Source organism: Kitasatospora sp. NPDC059088 (genome assembly GCF_042738155.1).
Lineage (GTDB): Bacteria > Actinomycetota > Actinomycetes > Streptomycetales > Streptomycetaceae > Kitasatospora.
The window spans coordinates 16,217-33,241 of record NZ_JBHYGR010000007.1; the positions used below are offsets into that span (position 1 = coordinate 16,217).

At 71.7% G+C, this 17,025-nt stretch carries 16 protein-coding genes; 3 read left to right on the top strand and 13 right to left on the bottom strand.

All coding sequences use genetic code 11. The features are described from left to right. Positions 1-177 precede the first annotated feature (177 nt). The 3 genes from ACFWXO_RS05095 to ACFWXO_RS05105 form a co-directional block, all read right to left on the bottom strand. A complete protein-coding gene (locus ACFWXO_RS05095; RefSeq protein ID WP_380522361.1) occupies positions 178-1,140 on the bottom strand; it encodes a hypothetical protein in 963 nt (320 codons plus the stop codon). A gap of 149 nt (positions 1,141-1,289) precedes the next feature. After that, the gene (locus ACFWXO_RS05100; RefSeq protein ID WP_380522363.1) at positions 1,290-1,547 is read right to left on the bottom strand and encodes a hypothetical protein; all 258 of its coding nucleotides are present in this window, start codon (positions 1,545-1,547) and stop codon (positions 1,290-1,292) included. Positions 1,548-1,611: 64 nt separating this feature from the next. Further along, positions 1,612-3,264: a hypothetical protein gene (locus ACFWXO_RS05105; RefSeq protein WP_380522364.1), complete on the bottom strand. Its 1,653-nt coding sequence runs from the start codon at positions 3,262-3,264 to the stop codon at positions 1,612-1,614. Between the two features lie 728 nt (positions 3,265-3,992). Between ACFWXO_RS05105 and ACFWXO_RS05110 the strand changes: the two genes are divergently transcribed. Together ACFWXO_RS05110 and ACFWXO_RS05115 are read left to right on the top strand one after the other, a co-directional pair. Further along, on the top strand, positions 3,993-4,634 hold the full coding sequence (locus tag ACFWXO_RS05110; RefSeq protein ID WP_380522365.1) for a helix-turn-helix domain-containing protein: 642 nt from the start codon (positions 3,993-3,995) through the stop codon (positions 4,632-4,634). A gap of 75 nt (positions 4,635-4,709) precedes the next feature. Further along, positions 4,710-6,227, top strand: a complete 1,518-nt coding sequence (locus ACFWXO_RS05115) for a hypothetical protein (protein ID WP_380522366.1) — start codon at positions 4,710-4,712, stop codon at positions 6,225-6,227. Between the two features lie 913 nt (positions 6,228-7,140). Here the strand turns inward: ACFWXO_RS05115 and ACFWXO_RS05120 are convergent. From ACFWXO_RS05120 to ACFWXO_RS05155, 8 genes are all read right to left on the bottom strand, one after another. Continuing rightward, complete coding sequence (locus tag ACFWXO_RS05120) at positions 7,141-8,217, bottom strand: hypothetical protein (RefSeq protein WP_380522367.1); 1,077 nt, start codon at positions 8,215-8,217, stop codon at positions 7,141-7,143. 79 nt (positions 8,218-8,296) lie between these two features. Next, positions 8,297-8,983, bottom strand: coding sequence for a hypothetical protein (locus ACFWXO_RS05125; RefSeq protein ID WP_380522368.1), 687 nt, complete (start codon positions 8,981-8,983; stop codon positions 8,297-8,299). Between the two features lie 238 nt (positions 8,984-9,221). After that, entirely contained in the window at positions 9,222-9,971 is a 750-nt protein-coding gene (locus ACFWXO_RS05130) for a hypothetical protein (protein WP_380522369.1), read from the bottom strand. Positions 9,972-10,105: 134 nt separating this feature from the next. Beyond that, complete coding sequence (locus tag ACFWXO_RS05135) at positions 10,106-10,807, bottom strand: hypothetical protein (RefSeq protein WP_380522370.1); 702 nt, start codon at positions 10,805-10,807, stop codon at positions 10,106-10,108. 365 nt (positions 10,808-11,172) lie between these two features. Beyond that, the gene (locus tag ACFWXO_RS05140) at positions 11,173-11,436 is read right to left on the bottom strand and encodes a hypothetical protein (protein WP_380522371.1); all 264 of its coding nucleotides are present in this window, start codon (positions 11,434-11,436) and stop codon (positions 11,173-11,175) included. Between the two features lie 374 nt (positions 11,437-11,810). After that, a complete protein-coding gene (locus ACFWXO_RS05145) occupies positions 11,811-12,470 on the bottom strand; it encodes a hypothetical protein (RefSeq protein ID WP_380522372.1) in 660 nt (219 codons plus the stop codon). Between the two features lie 284 nt (positions 12,471-12,754). Beyond that, entirely contained in the window at positions 12,755-13,969 is a 1,215-nt protein-coding gene (locus ACFWXO_RS05150; RefSeq protein ID WP_380522374.1) for a hypothetical protein, read from the bottom strand. An 87-nt stretch (positions 13,970-14,056) separates the two neighbouring features. Next, complete coding sequence (locus tag ACFWXO_RS05155) at positions 14,057-14,293, bottom strand: hypothetical protein (RefSeq protein WP_380522375.1); 237 nt, start codon at positions 14,291-14,293, stop codon at positions 14,057-14,059. A gap of 472 nt (positions 14,294-14,765) precedes the next feature. On the opposite strand from ACFWXO_RS05155, the gene ACFWXO_RS05160 reads away from it, so the two are divergent. Further along, a complete protein-coding gene (locus ACFWXO_RS05160; RefSeq protein WP_380522376.1) occupies positions 14,766-15,311 on the top strand; it encodes a M35 family metallo-endopeptidase in 546 nt (181 codons plus the stop codon). Between the two features lie 218 nt (positions 15,312-15,529). On the opposite strand, the gene ACFWXO_RS05165 is transcribed toward ACFWXO_RS05160, so the two are convergent. Beyond that, on the bottom strand, positions 15,530-15,934 hold the full coding sequence (locus tag ACFWXO_RS05165) for a hypothetical protein (protein WP_380522378.1): 405 nt from the start codon (positions 15,932-15,934) through the stop codon (positions 15,530-15,532). Next, the gene (locus ACFWXO_RS05170; RefSeq protein ID WP_380522379.1) at positions 15,934-16,968 is read right to left on the bottom strand and encodes a hypothetical protein; all 1,035 of its coding nucleotides are present in this window, start codon (positions 16,966-16,968) and stop codon (positions 15,934-15,936) included. Before ACFWXO_RS05170 ends, ACFWXO_RS05165 begins: the two co-directional genes overlap by 1 nt. Between the last annotated feature and the right edge of the window lie 57 nt (positions 16,969-17,025).

Here is a 17,025-nt window from a genome sequence, read left to right on the forward strand (position 1 = left end):
TACGGGTTCTCGTCAGGCCGACTCCGGGCGGAAGGCCCTGCCGGCGGTCGGCAGGGGCACCGGCGTCGGCTCACCGGCGCTCGCTCACAGGTCTCGGGGTCCACGACACGTCCGCGCCGGGGCCGGTTCGGGCGGCGGCCCTGATCGGCCGCCGCTCCGACCGTCGATCCCGGTCGATCAGAACTCGTACTCGTCGTCCGGAGTGATGAGGCCGAGCTCGGGGTCATAGTTCAGTCCGCTGACGGCGGGGTACCCGTCCACCCAGGTGTAGCCGAGCCGCATGACCGTCTGCGGAGATGCCGGAATGAGGAAGTAGTCCGGCTTGTCCGGATGCTTGGCGAGTTCCTCGGCCATGGCGACGACGACGGAGTGACCGCAGTCCGCGATCCAGGTGTGCCAGGGGATCAGATCCGCGGGGAGGACACCCGGGTAGGGGCGGGGGGTGCCGTACGGGGCGGCCAGCCGGAGTGCCGCGTCGGCCTTGCCGTCGGCCGGGGACTTCACCTGGCCTTCGGCGTCTTCATCGGATGCCGGCCCGAGGGTGAGCTGGGTGGTGTCGGCCGTGCCGTCGCGGAGGGCCTCGAAGCGGGAGTCGGCGGTCAGGACAAGGTCACTGGGGGCCTGTTGGTAGAACCGGTTGATCTCGGCCGTCGCGGCGTTGTTGTCCATGGGGTGTGCCTTCTGGCGCACGATGCCCTCGCGCAAAGCGGCGGAGAACTCGGCCGGGAGGCCGATCAGGCGCAGCGCCTGGGTGATGCCGGTGTCCGCGTCGACGAGGGCGAGGTAGAGCGGGACGCCGCTCGTCGGCAGGTCGGCGGGCGCGAGCTGGGCCTGCCGGTGGTACTCCCAGGGGGCGTCCGACCAGGGGAGCCCGTGCTTGGGGTTGCTGTCGAAGGGGTCCGTGAACTTGTACAGGAGCAGCGTCACGTGGTCGCCGTTGACGACGGCAAACTCGGCGTTGCCCTTCGCGAACGCCTTGATCTCGTGCTTGGCCGGCTTGCTGACGGCCAAGACGAACTGAGCGCCCTGTGCCGTGAGGCGCAGCTCGGCGGTTCCGTCACGCCAGCGGGTGATGTGGGGACTGTAGGGCTGGCCGACGGCCAGCGTGTTCGGGAAGGGCGGCTGCGGGGAGGTGCTCAACGGGTATTCCTCTCGGCAGAGGCGCTGCTCGGATGCGGGCGGTCGGTGCGGCGCCTGGAGCGTGCCTCGTATGGCGGTAGGTCTGGAGCGAAGCGTACGGGCAAGGTGTGACACACAGTCATTGCACTGGCGCCCGTAGTAGTGGTGGATCAGTGTCGGCGGCCCGGCCGGGGCCGGTGGGGCCACCAGGCGGCGAATTCGGCCGGGTGGTAGCGGGGTTGCGCGGCGCCGGGGTTGACCGGCTGGGGTGGTGGGGGGATGGAGGGGTCCGTCTGGGGGGCTTTGGCTGCCTTGGCCAGTGCACGGATCACGGTGGAGGGCTCGACGTGGTGGAGGCGGGCGAGCTCGCTTCGGGTGAGCGGCCAGTCCGGCCCTCGGTCGGCCTTGGCGGTGCTCGGGTCGGTCATCGTCCCCTCCCAGGGGCGGTGGGCCGGGCCGGCCGCTGTGGTGGGCGGCCCGGCCCGGGGGTTCTCAGGCGAACGAGAGCTGGAAGTCGTCGTCCTGGTTGCAGTGGTCGCACACGCGTCCGGCGATGCCGGAGGAGTCGTGGCGGGGGTGGCGGGCACCGGGCTGCTCGCAGTTGTCGCAGGGCGGGCCGGAGGGACGCTCCCGTCGGGGCTCGGGCTCCCATTGCAGCGTCCGGTAGTGCGTTTGGGCCTCCCGCTTGGTGCTGTACGACTGTTCCGTACCCTCGTCGGGGTCGTAGTCCTCGCCGTTGAAGCCGCTGCCGGAGTAGTAGACGCGCACCGACCAGCGGGTGGTGCTGGTGCCGTCCTCCAGCAGGTCGGTGTGCTCCTCCAACGTCGCCCGGCGCCCTTGGCCGAGGCCCTTGTCGAACACCGGCTTCGTGGTCCGGGACACCGTTTTGAGGCCGGCCACGCGGTCCTGTTCGGCCCTCTCCGCGGCCAGCTTCTTCTCCAGGTTCTTCCTGCGGTTGTCGGCACGGCGCAGCTCAGCGGCCTGCTCCTTCTCCCTCGCGGCCTTCTCAGCGGCGCGGCGGGAAACGGCAGCGGCCTGCTGCTCCTCGGGGGACGGAACGGGGGCGATCTCGCACAGCCGCTTCCGCGGGTAGCTGTAGCGGTCGGTGTGGTGGAGGACCGTCCAGTGGCCGGACCCGTCGCGTCGCAGGACCTGCTCGGCCTGGCCGACGACGACGGCCACCCCGCACAGCTCGCACACCTCGCCGCTGGCGGCGGGCTTCGCGGGGCACTTCTCGTAGTGCTCGATCTCCATGTCGTCTCCGTGGCCGACGAGGTGGCCGAAGCTGACCGGCAGGTGGGCCCCGCACCAGCGGCACGGCCCCGCGATGTGGTTCGGGCGCCGGACCGCGTGCACCACCTCGGGCCCGTCCTGCGGGATTTCCTCGGCGTCCAGCAGGGCCTGGAGCTTGCGGCGGGTGATGTCGCCGAAGGCGGAACGGGCTTGCTTGAAGTGCCGGGTCCAGACCGGTTCGTCCTGTCCGACGCGGTGGACTGTGACCGTGGCGTCTTTCTTGGCGTAGCTCTCGCCGTTGCTCCATGCCTCCGCCCACCCGGTGGTGGCCTTGTCGACCACGACGACCAGCGCGCCGACGGGCAGGGTGACGGTGTCCCCGTGCTGGAGCCACTGGCCTTGGACCGCCTTGCCGCCGGGCTCTGCCAGATCGAGTGCGGTGATGGTCTTGCGCCAGCAACTGGCCGGGTGCAGACCGGACGGGACGGTCGGGACGGTGAACGAGGCCCGAGCCCGGCGCACCAGCAGGCACGGCCCTTCGGTGGTCGGACCTTCGGCGAGCAGGTTGGCGAGCGTACGGCGGGTCGCGGCTCCGAAGGCGCCGCTCTGGCTGCCGAAGGCCTTGTGGAGTACGGCGTCCGGCTCGCCGGCGCGCCAGACGGTCAGCGTCACGGGCTTGGGTCCGGCCTCGGGCGTCTTGTCCACCGTGACGATCAAGCGGCCGACCGGGAGGGAGACCTGGTCGCCGGGGCGCAGGTCTTCGCCGATCAGGCCGCGCACGCCGCCGTGCTGCTCGTGCAGCGCGGTGAGGGTGCGCCGCCAGGATCCGTCCGGCTGGTGGCCGTCGGGTACCGGCGGGACGGTGAACTCCGTCCGGGGTTCCTGCTGGGGGTGACCGGCAGTGCTGATCATGAGGGTTGCTCTCCAACTGGTATGCGGCAGCGCCCGGTTGGCACCGCCTGTGCCTCGACGTGACCAGGATCTCACTGCGCACTGTTATTTGCAACTTTCATTTGCAAATAACAGCCCTTGAAAACCGGCCCGGGGAGAGCTGTCGAGGCACATCCACCGGGCCGGCCACCGCATCCTCCCATGCCGCCGGGAAGGCCTCCCAGCCAGGCGGGACGGATCATCTCGTCCGGCTGGGGGTGGTGGCCGTCTCCGGGGCCATCCTCGCGACTTGATGCTCAGGTGCGCCTCAAGAGGCTGTGGACGACGGTGGGCCGCGCGCTCGCCGGCCGGGCCGGCCGGCTGCGAGAGCTGGCCCGCCTGAACCTGCCGAGGTACGTCGAGCCGGGGTCCGAGTCCTGGGTCGAGGGTTCGTGCGAGGCGGCACGGCACCGGCCCTACGTGCCGCGCACCGGTAGCGGCTACGCCCAGGCCCGGGCCGCCGATGACTGGCGCGCCGTCTACCGGTGGGCGACCGGGCCGGCCTGGGAGCCGCCGGTGTACGGGCTGTGCGCCGACGACTGGCCAAAGGCCGGGCACCCCGGTCTCCGCGCACCCGCGGCTGCGGCTCGTCCTGGACGACGGCGCCGAGATCTGATCACTTGCCGTGTTCCATCCACCTCGGACCGTTGTCAGTGGTGGGCACTATCGTGCTGCTCCGCACCTGTGGAGTTCGTTCGGAAGGAAATCCCGTGAGTCATCCCCTTGAGCAGGCCCGGGCCCGGATCACCCCTGGCGCCACGTACACGGTGCGGGACCTCGCCGAGCTCCTGGGCGTCTCGGTGCAGTCAATCCGCGCGCTCGACCACGCCGGCTACCTGCCCGGCGCCGTGTGGTCGTCGATCCCCGGCCGGGGCGGTGGCCGCTACACCTGGGCTGGCCAGCAGCTGCTCGCCTGCCTCGACATGGACCTCGACGAGCTGCCGCCGCTCGACCACGACCGGTACGACCCGTCCACGCTGTGGCGGCTCGGCTGCGCCTGCGCCGACTGCACGGCGTGGCACGCGAAGAGCACGAGGGCGTACCGGCAGCGGGCCCGCGAGCAGCGGTTCCCCCCGGAGCAGCGCGAGGAGCTCCTCGCCCTGGTGCAGGCTGGCACCCCCGTGAAGGCGGCTGCACCGCTGGTGGGTCTGACGCACCACCAGGTGTACGCGCTCGCCCGTACCAACGCCGAGTTCGGCCGGTGCCTCGACACGGCGGGCGAGGCGCTGTGCGTCTCCGCGGCCGACTCCCGGTGCGGCACCCACGCCGGATACCGGCACCTCACCTGCCGCGGCACGGCCTGCCGCAAGGCCCACGCCCCCCAGACCCGCCCCGCTCCCACCTCGAAGTGACCACCCGCCGCCCGTCTCCTGAGGGGCGGCCACCATCTCACGCCGCCGACGGCGGCCGACCTCACCGGAGGTTCCATGTCCACCATCCCTCTGCACGAGATCGAGGTCCCGCCGACCGAGGACGGCGCGGTCAAGCCGTGGCGAAAGTGCCTCCAGTCCCTCGACGAGAGCCGGCGCGGCGGGTACGTGTGCGTCGGCCCGTGGCTGGAGGCCGGGGCGGTGTACCGCCTGCCGGCCGGGGCACTGATCGTCGGCGTCGACCGCACCTCGGAGACCGCCCGGCGGGTCCGGCTCTGGCGGGTCAACACCAAGGGCGCGCTGACCGTCATGCGCGACAGCACCCTCAAGACGTTCAGCGCGGAGTTCGGCGACGGCGTCCGCAACACCCTGCGGACCGCACTGGACCGGTACCCGCCGAGCGTCCACACTCCGCAGCTCGTGCGCGCCGCCGCGCCCCAGGCCCCGCAGCCGAACGGGCGCGCCGACCGCTGCGCGCTGTGCGGCAAGTCGGTCGCGGCGGGCGCCGGCCTGCTCGTCGGCACGCCCGGGCACCGCTCGGTGCAGCACCGGCCGGGCGCGTGCCCGCCGCTGCGCAACGAGCGCGGACAGGCGTGCTCGAAGTGCGGGGGCTGGGTCGAGCCGGGCGCCGGCCTCCTCAGCAGCCCGCACGAGGGGATGTGGATTGTCCGCCACGACGGGGACTGCCCGCCGGAGGGTGAGCGGGCCGCCCCTCCCCCGCCGCCGCGCCGACGCAACGAGCGGGCGGACCGGTGCGTACGCTGCGGCCGGGACGTCGCCGAGTTCGAAGGCTGGCTCATCCCGCCGGCGGCCGTCGGCGGGTTCTGGTCGGTCGAGCACGACGGCGACTGCCCGCCGCCGGCAGCGGGCCAGTACGACGGGCCGACGTGGCGCATCACCGCAGGCGTGCCCGGCAGGTTCAAGCCCGTCCCCGGCCCGCACTGGACGATCGGTCAGATCGCCCGGTTCAAGGTCGCCGAATGGGAGCAGCCGGTGCCCGAGGACGCGCCCGGCCTGGTCCGCGTCCACGGCATGCCGTCACTTCTCGGCGTCGTCGTCTCGGAGGACCGGCCGCAGTACATCCGTGACGAGGACGGCGACTCACCCACGGACGAGCTGATCGGCGAATCGGGCTGGTTCTTCTGCGGCCGGGTGCGCCCGGCCACCGCGGAGGAGGCCGCGCCGCTGCTCGCCCAGGAGGCCGAGGCCGCCGTCGACCGCGGGCTCCGTGCGCGCGTCGGCCGGCTGCTGTCGTGGCGCTACCCGCGCGAGGGCGCCCGCTACCTGCCGGCCGAGGACCTCGACCAGGAACTCGCCGGCGTCGAGCTCGTCGAGCTGCGCACCCGTCCGGCCGCGGAGTGCACGGCCTTCGGCCGGGGTCTCTACCCCGATCAGGTGTGGATCGCCGAGGGCCGTGACTGGGTGCTGACCACCACCCACAACGGCATGGATGGCGACGACTGGTCGCTGATCAACTGGCGCCGGCACGTCGCGTTGCTGCACCCGATGACCGCCGACCTGCGCCGCCTGGTGGACGACCTGACGGCCCGGTACGGCACCGTCGACTCCGCCTGACCACCTGTTCACCGGTGAGGCCGGGTGGCCCGCCCCGGGGCGCTCAGCCTCACCGGCGCCGACACCTTCCGATCGAGAGGCTCCGACGATGGGTTCGCAACCGCCGTTGATCATCGACCATTGGTTCCGCGAGGGACCGGTCCGGCCGGACGGTTCTGACGGCTACTGGATCTGCGGGTGGCCGGGCTGCGGGCAGCACCGCGCCGACCACGCCCAGGCCGAGGGGCAATGGCTCCTCTCCCCGCACGGCTTCACGCCCCAGCGCATCGCGCCGTCCCGCTGCCGCCACCGCGGGTGCGGCTACCACCGGCGGCACACGCGGCACGTGCCGTGGCGGTGGGACCAGTGGGCGGCGGCACCCCGACCGCGGGGCCAAGACGCCGGGGAGCACGTCGGGTTCGACTGAGTCCGTTCGGGCCGCAGGAGCCCAGCCGCTCTGACGGGTCGGCGGTGAAGGACGGGGGGTCGCCACAGCGGTGGTGACCCCCTGTCGCGTTTCGGCGTCGTCCGTTCTGTCATGCCCTGTGACCTGCACGAGCACCCACTACTCCCCCGCGTCGAGTCGATCGCGACAGCCCCCCGTGGCTGAGACCGGAATCGATACCTGGCCATGCCGAGCTCTTGACTACGGTGCGCTACCGGTCGAGGCGCTCGCGGCGACACGGCCGGGGCCCTTACCACGGGCTTCCGCGAGGCAGCGACAGATCATGAATGTTCGGCGCGATGCGAAACGGTGGGCGGGTCGCGGCCGAGGCCGGCGGGCAGCTCGCGCCCGAGCTGGTGGCCGCGGTGGTCGAGGACGTCGTCGCGCAGGTGCGGGCCAGGCGCGACGTCGTCGAGGAGGGCCGCGGCACGATCGAGGTCCCGTCCGGGGCGCCCAAGGCGCCGAGGACGTACGGCACGGCCGGCACCCTCACCTCGTGCTCCCTCTCGACCGCGTGGCACCTGCCGCTGCGGCTTGGTAGGCGGCGGCCTCGTGCTGCGTTGCGGGCCTGACGTGGGCGCTTAGGTACCAGCCTGTCCACTCGTCGTCCAGGTCTCTGTCATCGCTGGCCTCCTCCCAGGCTGGTAGGTCGACGGAGGCCACGGTCGCGATGATGCTGACGACTGAGGGGGAGAGCCTGCGGTACCCGGGCGCGTCCGTCGGAACGGCCGGCTCTGTGGGGGGTGGGCGGAGGATGGCCGTCAGGTCGATCTGGAAGTCGGCGGGCAGGTCCGGGGCGAGAGGGGCGGCGGTCGGGGGCGCGGGCTCCGGCGCCTGGTCGCGGAGCCGCACCCGCAGGATGTCGCCGGGCTGCCAGTGCCCGACCGGCGGCTCGTCCTCGTCGCCGGGTTCGAGGGCGCTGATCTCCCACGTCGGGCCGTCGTAGGCGGGCACCGGAGTGCCGGGGGGCAGGCGGGCGGTGGTCGGTCCTCCCTCGGGACGCGGCGGGCGGTAGCCCGGGAGGAGCTCGGGCAGGTCGCGGGGGCGGACCGTGATCATGGTGTCGAGGCCTGGTTGTTCCGGATCGAGCGTCCAGGCGTACCACCCCTGGTCGTCGGTGCCGACGGTGGCGAGGGTCTGCGCGATGTCGAGCCGGTACCCCTGCGGATCCCGGGGTCGCCGTCCGGTGATGACGTCCCGCAGGACGATCGCGGTACGGCGGCGCAGCTCGGCCCGGAGTTCGGCCAGGCGTCGTCGGCGCCTGGCCGTGAGTTCGGCGGCCGCCGCCGGGACCCGGTCGGCGGCGGCGACGACCTGCCAGTAGGGGACGTTCGTGGCTCCGCAGTGGTGCCGGAGCTCCGGGACCTCGACGGCGGCGAGCGTGCCGGGGGTCAGACGGACGGGCGGCTCCGTCACCATGAGGGGGATCTCGTAGCCGCATCCGTGGCAGAACACGGTCAGGCGGTCGGTCCACAACGCCCATTTGGCCGCGGGGCCGGTGGGGGTGGCGACGGTGACGGCCGAACAGTGGGTCCCGGCCGGGAGCGGGGAGAGCGGAGCGGGCACCTGGACTCCTCGGTGTCGGGGGTTGCCGTGAGGGTGGGGCCGGATGTGTCCGGCCCCACCTTCGGGCTTGAGGCCGGCGTCAGTGGCCGACGCGTTCCTTCTTCCTGCGGAGGGACTCGACGTAGGTGCGGATGATGTTCTGGGTCGAGCACCCGGCGTAGGGCACCACATGGCCACCCGTGCCGACCGAGTCGGGGCAGCCATGGGGCGTCTCGGGGTGCGCTTGGGCGACGGTGACGAGGTCCTCTCGGGGCAGTGCCTGGATGTGCCTGGGCAACAGCGTGAAGGACTCGAAGGCGCCGGCGACGGTGCCGCAGGACCAGCCGCAGGAGCAGACCGCGCCCCGGACGGTGTCGACCCGGGGCCAGGGGTCGCCTTCGGTGTACTGGACGGGCACGTAGACCTGGGCGGAGGTGTGGGGGAGGCCGGTGTCCAGGGCGGGCATCGCATCCAGCGCCCGCAGCACGCGGGGCAGGTCGACGCCGGCGGCCAGGGAGACCGGCCCCATCTCCCTCAGCTCGATCCACCAGGGCGCGCCCGTCCGTCCGAGCAGGATGTCGGTCAGTTCCTCGGCGACGCGGGGGCGGCCGGGGAAGTGGGCGGCCTGGAAGGGGCCGACCAGCTCCCGAAGCGTCGCCAGGACGCCGCTGCGGATGGTGGTTGCCCAGTCGGCCTGCTTGTGGCTGCCGGTGAGGGCCGGCCAGCCGTTCTTGTCGGACTCGGCGGCGGCCTCGGCGTTGCGCCGGTCGCGGTCGTCGTACGTCATGGTCGGTCGTCTCCCTGGTGCGTGGTCGGGCCCCGGGGCACGGGCGTGCCGGGGAGCCAGGCCGGAGGGTGTCCGGCGTCCCCGGGGGCCGGGGATCACGCGCGTCCAGGGGGCGCGGCCCTGCGAGCAGGGAAGGTGGAGGGTGTCCGGGGCTGGGCGACCGCGCAGGGCCGCCCAGCTTAGGACCGCCGGCTGACGGCGGTGGTGGAGTGCGGTCGGCGGGCGACGGTCGGGGTCGTCAGCTGCGGCCAGCCGCGGCGAGTACCCGGTCGATCGTCGTCCGGGCGATACCGGTCCGCCGGTGGAGGTCGAGCTTGGACACGCGGCCGTGGTCCATCACCCACACGATCATGTGGTCGCGGCCGGCACCGGCGTCGGCCTCCGCCCACCGGGCGATGACCAGCGGACGAATCCGGTCGAGCCATGAGTCGTAGGACGGCTGGGCAACCTGCTGCCAGTCCTCGTCGAAGTCCGGCAGGGGGCCGACCGCGGCGTCCGGCAGCGCCTCGGATGCGGCCTGCATCAGCGCCCGCTGCTCCGCGTCCAGGCGGGCGGCGACCTTGTCCGCGAGCGTCCAGGTCTCGCCGGAGGTGGACCGTTCCTCGGCGGTGGCGTGCTGGCGGATGTACCCGACGAGTTGTTCGTCGCGTTCCTCGTCCCAGTGCTGTCCCTGAGAACGGCGCAACTCCTCCCCGGCGTCACGAACCCCCTGGGCCTGAGCGGTCGCCCGCCGGGCCGCGGCGAGCTTCACGACGGCCGGCGCCCACGGCTCCATCTCCAGTGCGGCGGCCTCCTGCACCCCTTCCAGGGAGTTCCGCCGCTCCACGCGCAGCGGGATCCTGGCCACGGCCGTCCGGTCCGCGCTCTCCAGGAACACGAAGCCGCCGTAGGAGATGCGGTAGCCGCCGATGTTCGGCGTCTCGAACATCTGGTACTCGCCGAACCCGTAGATCCGCCGGTACTCACCCTCGCCGAACACCATTCCCATGGCATGCCCTCCGCACCTCAACAGGTTCGCTACATTTCGACATTAAAAGTGTAGCGAACCACGCTACATCTGGCAATCGAATCTGTAGCGCAATGGGGCGACCGGAGGGCGAAGTACCCTGCCGCAGGCCTGCCTCAACGCTCTGAGGTGCTCACGGGGCGCCCGTCGGGGGCGCCGGCGGCAGCTTCGACCCCTCGGAGGACGGGCCGCTCACCCTCGGGGCAGTCGTCGTGCCGCACCCGCCACGCCCCTTGAGGGCAGGTGAGGATGCCGGCGCCCGGCTCGACCCGGCCCCCGCACGCGGAGCAGCTCCCTCGGCGCTCGTTGCGCAGCGGCGGGCACTTGCCCGGCTTGTGCTGCACCGAGCGGCGCCCGGGCGGACCGAGGAGCAGGCCGGCGCCCGCCGCCACCGGCTTCCTGCACTGCGAGCAGTAGGCGGCCCACGTGTTCGCCCTCGGCGCGGCCGCCCGCACGGGCAGTGGACCGTACGGACGGGGCGGATACTTCGCCAGCGCCGCCCGCAGGGACTTGCGGACCCCGTCGCCGAACTCCGAGGCCCAGCTCTTGAACGTGCTGTCGCGCATGACGGTCAGCTCGCCCCTGGTGTTGACCCGCCAGAGCCGGACCCGCCGGGTGGTCACCGAGGTGCGGTCGACACCGACGATCAGCGCCCCGGCCGGCAGGAAGCACACCGCCCCGGCCTCCAGCCATGCGCCGACGCACATGTACCCGCCCGACTGCGTCTCGTCGAGCGCTTCGAGCCGCTTTCTCCAGGGCTTGGCCACCCCGCTCTCGGCCGGGGGGACCTTGATCTCGAACAGGAGGATGACGGACACGGGATCCCCTCATGGGGAGGCGGCGGCAGGTGGTCCCCCCGACCGGCTCAACGAACTGGCTGGCCCGGGGCAACGGGGCGACCGACGGCAGCGCGGGCTACGTTTGCGGCCGGGGCCAGAGGGAGGACTCCTGGTGTTCCGCCTCGGTGAAGGTTGAGCGATCTCACCGAAGTACCAGACCCACTACCGCTCGCGGCCCGCTGAGGACGGAGGCAGGGGTGCACCAGACCGGAGGGGGATCGCGGACATGGGCGGGCGGGACCGGGAGCCGGTCAAGGGTGAGGTCGTGGTGCCGCTGGACGTCGGGGAGTCACGGGCGCAGCCTCTCGCCGCGGCGGACGGGTAGGTGCTGTCGGCCGCTGCGGTCAGACCTGCGCTCCCGACTCGTTGGCCAGGTCGACGAACAGGGCCCCCAGCCGCTCCGCCTCAGCGCGCACGACCGGGTCGGCGGGGGCGTCCACGAAGGCGAGAAGCGCGGTGTGCAGGGAGCCGAGCAGCGCGTACGCCGCGGTGCCGTCGAGTCCGTCCGTGCGGTACTTCTCCATGAGGCTGTCGACAGACTCGGCGAAACGGCGGACGTTCGCGACTTCGTCGGCGAGCTGGTCGACGGGGAACTGGTGAGCGGTCACGGAGGTCTCCAGGGGCGCCGGTCTTCGAAGGCGGGACGGACCGACGACTCGTCCGCTCCGCGCGGGTGCCGCACCAGTCTGCCGCAGGCGGTGCCGCACCGTCCGCCATCCGGGACCGAGTTCAGTATCTTGGCCAACTGTGGGCACCTCTCCAAAGGGCGGTCTCGGCCGCCAGCTCGACCTCACCCTCCCCCCGGGACAACCGGAGCGCCCGGCCCGCCACCCCGGCCGGACGGCAGCCGAACGGGCCGCCGCCGAAGCGCCCGTACCACCCGAGCGCCAAGTGGCGCTGGGAAGAGCACGGCGCCAGGACCGGGCGGCGGAGCAGCGTGCACAGCAACTCGTCCCCAGCGTCCTGCTGACCGGGCAGACCCCTACCACCACATCCACAAGGCAGGGAACATGACCGGCCCGATCCGCCAGCACACCGAGGTCTCGATCACCCGGCTGTTGCGCCTGTGGCTCACCCAGGAGAGCAGCTGTGCTCCCTTCGTGGAGACCAGTCGACTGCTGGCCGACATGATCAATCGGCACGCCGCCTTCTGCGCCCGGGCGAGCAGCGCGCGGGCGTCCTCGGTGAGCCAGCTCGGGTGGACGTAGTGTCCCCGGGCGGCCGCCACGGTCCGGTCGATGTGGCGGTTCTCCGCCCCGATCAGCAGGACCGCCATGACGGCCATGAACGCACCGCCCGCGAGCACGATCAGCCCGCCGCTCTCGGCCGTACTGAGCAGACCGCGGAGCAGGTGGTCGAGTTGCGCGGTACTGGAGGGGCCGTCGGGCACGGGCTCGCCGAGCAGCTGTCCGAGGAGGAAGGCCCCGAGGGCGGCGATCCCTCCGCCGGCCGGCGTCGCGGCGGACAACCTCAGGATCTGGGCGGAACCGTCGTAGGACACGACGAGGTCGTCGGCTGCGCCGTCGGTGGCGAGCAGGTCGGGGTGCTGGGCGGCCAGTTCGGCGACGGCGTTCTGGATCGCGGTCGGCAGGGCGGGGTCGAAGACCGGCGCTGCGGGCTTGGGCTTGGTCAGGTCGGCCATCGCTCGCCTCTCTCGCCGCAGCGGTCCCGCCGCTGCATCAGGCCCGCCGGCTTGCCGGTGTATGCGCAGGCCGGTCGAGGGCTGCTGCTCAGCCCTCGACCGGCCTGCGGGCATGGTAGCGCCGTCGAGCACGGCAACCAGCAGAATTCCGGTCATCGTGTTTCCCTTCGATCGGGCTACGGCGCCGATGGCCGGTGATGCGCTGGGGAGCGGGGCGGATCTCCCCGCCCGCGCTCGCTCGTTGAGCATGGCCACCGACCGTTCAGAGGCGAGAGGACAGGTATTCAGAGCGCCGCAGGGCGCCCGCTGGCCTTGCTGCGGAGGCGGGTGACGGCCTGCTCGCTGGTCCGGGCCCGCCGGGCGATCGAACTGTCGGTATGGCCGCAGGCGATGGCGCGGCCGATGAGCTCCACCTGCTCGGCCTCCAGGCCCTCGACGTCGGCGCCGGTCGCCGCTTCGGCCTTCATCTCCGCGATGTCGGCGCCGGTCACTGCCAGGCGGTTCCAGTCCTGTTCGCGCAGAGCGGTCCGGTGGGCATGAGCGGCTTCCAGCGCGTCCAGGAGGCGGACGCCGGCCTCCCCGGCGTGGGCGGTCTCGCGCGCGGCCCAGGACGTGAGCCCGGCGTTGGTGGTCATCGAGGTGATGCGGCCGAAGGCGAGGGCTTGGTGCTCGGCGTCCCAGTCCGCGCACACCATGACGGGGCGCGGGTCGCCCCCGAGCAGGATCGTCCGGTACCAGGACCGCACGCCCAGGACCTCTAGGTAGACGTACGTCCCGTCGTCGACCGGGCAGCCGTAGACCTTCTTGATCTCCGGGTGCCAGTGCTCGTTGTGGCCCAGGAAGCGCGTGATGGCCTCGCACTCGTAGGCGAGCCCGTTCCGTCCAGCTCCGAGCACTCCCGGCTGGTAGACCTGCGGGAAGCAGGCCACGATGTCGGCGTAGTCGACGAGGTCGGCGTCCGCAGTCGCGGGCTCGGCTCGGCGGTGCCGGCCGCACAGGCGGCCGATGGTGCGCCCGGCCCGGGCGGCCGCGGCCGACCAGTCCAGTTCCCCGCCGGCCTGGAAGAGTCCGTCCAGCAGGGCCTGGGCATGCGGGGCGAGCTCCTCCAGCAGCCGGTTCGCGTCCTGGACGCCGAGGTAGGACAGCTCCTTGACGCCGGAGTCGATGACCCAGGTCAGCAGCTCCGGCACTGGCTGGAACCACATGTGCGGCCCCCGGTGGGAGAAGTGCGTGCCGGGGTGCCACCGCAGCCACGTCTCGCGGGGAACGTCGCTGGCGGACGTCCAGACCGGGTTCCAGGGCTCCAGGTGCTCGGGACTCTCGAAGAGGCGCAGCTCGCCGGTCCGGGTGTCCAGGAGGATCTGCTGGTAGTGGCCGACGGAGAACCTCGGGTAGCGGACCGAGACGGACGAGATCACCTCGGCCACCGGCGTGACGGCGACCCGCGGCGCCGCGTAGAGGGCCTGCTGGACCTGCGGAACGACAATCTCGATTGCCATCTGTAGATCACTCCTGACTTTCAGTCACGGTTGGGTGTGCGTCGGCGCCGAAGGCGGCGCAGCGGTTCGGTGTCGTGCGGGCTGGGTTCAGCGGGGCTCGCCACGGAGGGGGTGCTCGGTGTCGTTCTGCGAGGGGATCGGCGCGGTGAGTGTGTCGTCGACGGGCCCGAGGCACAGAAGCCGCTCGCCTCGCTCGCGGATGAAGCCGGTGCCCAGGCAGATGCACTCCGTGTCGTGGCCGGGCGTCGGAGCGCCGCGCCGGCAGTCCACCGGCTCTTCGTGCAGCGGCACCAGGTCTTCCTCCTGCCAGACCATGACCGCCATGACCTGTCCCAGCTTATGAACGGTTCAGGTGTCTCATGGGTGCTTCTGTCGCAGGGCGCCGATGTCGAGGGAGCATCAGCCGTGGTGGGTTGTCGGCACCGGGTGTCTCAGGTTTCGTTGTGAATCTGTGAGCCTTTCGATCATGTTCACTCGAACGAGTGATCTATCGGGTGGTTCCGCCACTGCGAGGCCCCGCGATCTCTAGGGTCGCGTTCGTCTTGTGCCAGCCGGAGGAAGCCGAGGGGACGATGGTTGACGGCCACGTGACCACTCACGACGACCACGGCAGCACGGACAGGATCCCGAAGCGCACCGTCCGCGACACCGGCCTGCCGGACGACAACGACTCCATCGGCCCGGCGACTATCCCGAGAGGGTGGAAGTTGACGCTGCACGCGGAGTCGAAGTCGGCTGCGGCGCGAGGTCATTTCCGTGGCGGTGGAGCGACCCTCGTACTCGTGGAGGAAGTGGTATGACCAGTCCGGATTCGTCACGTTTTGTGGCCATGAGCACCGCCGAGCAGAAGGCGGTGACGACAGCAGCCGCGAGCGCGCACGCCAACGTGGAGGCGACGTACAGCTACCTTCAAGGACTGCAGCGCACCTCACCGCGGTTCAAGGAGTGGTTCGGAACGCCGGACGCCACCAGTGCCAAGACAGTCTCGGGAGTTATCCTTCGACTGGCCGGCGGTGGTTCGGGCTTGTCGACGATCCCCGATTTCACCTTCCGTCGCGAGCCTGAAAACAAGATTCAGGACGGACAGGCTCGGATCGGTACCGTTTCTCCGGACACGTACGGCGAGGTGGGCCTCTACCCGTACTTCTTCACGCTCCCGCCGCTGCTGCAGGCGGGCGCGCTGGTGAGTCTCGCCACCCAGTTCACCAGCACGGGTGCCACCGCGACGTTGGCCTATGACGAAGGCGCCTGCAAGATGTTGGCCGCAAAGGATCCGAAGGAAGCCCTCCGCAACGCGGATTCTTACCGGCATTTCGTGATGAACTCGACCAACCTGAACTAAGAACTCCTGCCGGCAGTGGGCGGGGTAGCCGCTGGGTGCGGCTGGCCCGCCCACTGCCCGGGGCATCGACCCCTCCCTAGTTCGCGGGCTCAGTCGCCTGCCGCGTCGGTATGTCGGCACGATCGCTGCGGGGCCGCTGCCGTGCGGTCCGGTGGTTTTCGCCTGGGACGTCGTGGGCGTTGGCCTGTGGCTGCAGGCGGATCCGTCCGAGGTTCTCGTCAGCCGGGTGCGGGGATGGCGGCGAGTGCCGGGCGAGTGCGCCGGGTGCGGTCCTGCTTGAGGGCCTGGTTCTCGTGGTAGAGGTTGGCGGTCACGGTGGCCAGGGCGTCGAGTTTGTTCTGCAGCAGGGTGACGTTCTGCTTGGACTCTCGGAGCTGTCGGCGGAGTTCTGTGATCTCCTCGTCACGGCGGACTTCGCCGGGGGTCCGCAGGACGGGACGGGCGACGCGGGCGTCCCAGTCGGCGAGGACAGTGCCGGCGCGGTGGACGGTGGCGTGGCTGACGCCGGCCTCACGGGCCAGGTTCTCCTTCGTGAGGGCACCGTCGGTGCGCTCGGCCCGGCCGTCCAACAGCCGGTGCATGGCGGCACGGAGCTTGGCCTCGGTGGCGGGCGAGACGGGCATCAGGCACCTTCCTCGGTCGGGTCGAGCTGGTCGAAGTGGGCGGTGACCGCGCGGACGTCCGCGAGCCGGTTCTCGATCAGGACCCGGCGCGGGGCGGGGAGCTTGGTCGTCAACCGTTGGGTGAGGTCCTGCTCTTCGAGGCGCCAGATCGGGGCGTGCTTGATCGTCAGGACGGAGTTGCGGCACCGGGCCGGCTGGCAGGCGCCCAGCAGCGGCTGGTTGCCGCGCTGTTGTTCGGGCAGGGCGTTCTGGCACTCGGCGGTGGCCTGGTTCCACAGGCAGTGGTTGATCGTGCCCAGGTGCAGGTCGGCGAACTCGTCCCGCAGCAGGCTGACCTCCAGGCGCTGGTCTGCGGCGGTGGCCCGCAGGGCCTGACCGGCCTGGTCGAGTTGGGTGTTGACCTTGTCGAGTCCGGTGTGGAGGCGGTGGGCGCCGGGCCCGACCGCGACCGCCTGGCCGGTGCGGCGGGCGCGGAGCATGGCGGTGAGGCGTTCGGCGGCGGCGGTCTCCAGTTCGATGTTGAACTCCTTGGCCCACTGGGTGTCGGTCTGTCCGTAGGCTGCGGTGACGGCGTTGGCCAGGGCCCGGCGGGCCGCGTGCTTGAGCTGGAGGCCGTTGGCGATCTCACCGTCGGGTTCCTGCCGGGTGATGACCGACATGGTGCGGCGGAACATGTGCGGTCGCACGAGCGCCTCGGGGATGGGTTCCAGGCCGGTGCGGGCGGCGGTGGCGTTGACGGTCTTGATGAAGTGGTCGATGTCGTCGCGCGGGATGAAGCCCTTGGCGACGTCGTGCTTGCTGTCGTCGGCCGGCGGGACGAGGCTGGCGAAGACGTGGGTCTCGTGCCAGGACAGGCGTTCGGCCAAGGCGACGGCTTGGGCGACGGGTTCGATGATCCACCAGTGCTCGCGCGGGGCGTCCGCCCTGCCCTTGACCAGGGTGGAGGCGATGGCGGGTGCCCCGTAGTGCTGGGTGAGCGCGCCGCGGCGGATTTCCTGGACTACTGGCGGGAGGGGGTTATTCCGACCATGCACTATTCCTTCGATCGATCTCGGGTTCGGTGCGGCCGAGACGAGGACCTCGGCACCTCT

Coding starts and splice junctions, on each gene's coding strand:
- ACFWXO_RS05100 (WP_380522363.1), bottom strand. CDS start 1,547: ATGACCGACCCGAGCACCGCCAAGGCCGACCGAGGGCCGGACTGGCCG.
- ACFWXO_RS05105 (WP_380522364.1), bottom strand. CDS start 3,264: ATGATCAGCACTGCCGGTCACCCCCAGCAGGAACCCCGGACGGAGTTC.
- ACFWXO_RS05115 (WP_380522366.1), top strand. CDS start 4,710: ATGTCCACCATCCCTCTGCACGAGATCGAGGTCCCGCCGACCGAGGAC.
- ACFWXO_RS05125 (WP_380522368.1), bottom strand. CDS start 8,983: ATGACGTACGACGACCGCGACCGGCGCAACGCCGAGGCCGCCGCCGAG.
- ACFWXO_RS05130 (WP_380522369.1), bottom strand. CDS start 9,971: ATGGGAATGGTGTTCGGCGAGGGTGAGTACCGGCGGATCTACGGGTTC.
- ACFWXO_RS05145 (WP_380522372.1), bottom strand. CDS start 12,470: ATGGCCGACCTGACCAAGCCCAAGCCCGCAGCGCCGGTCTTCGACCCC.
- ACFWXO_RS05150 (WP_380522374.1), bottom strand. CDS start 13,969: ATGGCAATCGAGATTGTCGTTCCGCAGGTCCAGCAGGCCCTCTACGCG.
- ACFWXO_RS05155 (WP_380522375.1), bottom strand. CDS start 14,293: ATGGCGGTCATGGTCTGGCAGGAGGAAGACCTGGTGCCGCTGCACGAA.
- ACFWXO_RS05160 (WP_380522376.1), top strand. CDS start 14,766: ATGACCAGTCCGGATTCGTCACGTTTTGTGGCCATGAGCACCGCCGAG.
- ACFWXO_RS05165 (WP_380522378.1), bottom strand. CDS start 15,934: ATGCCCGTCTCGCCCGCCACCGAGGCCAAGCTCCGTGCCGCCATGCAC.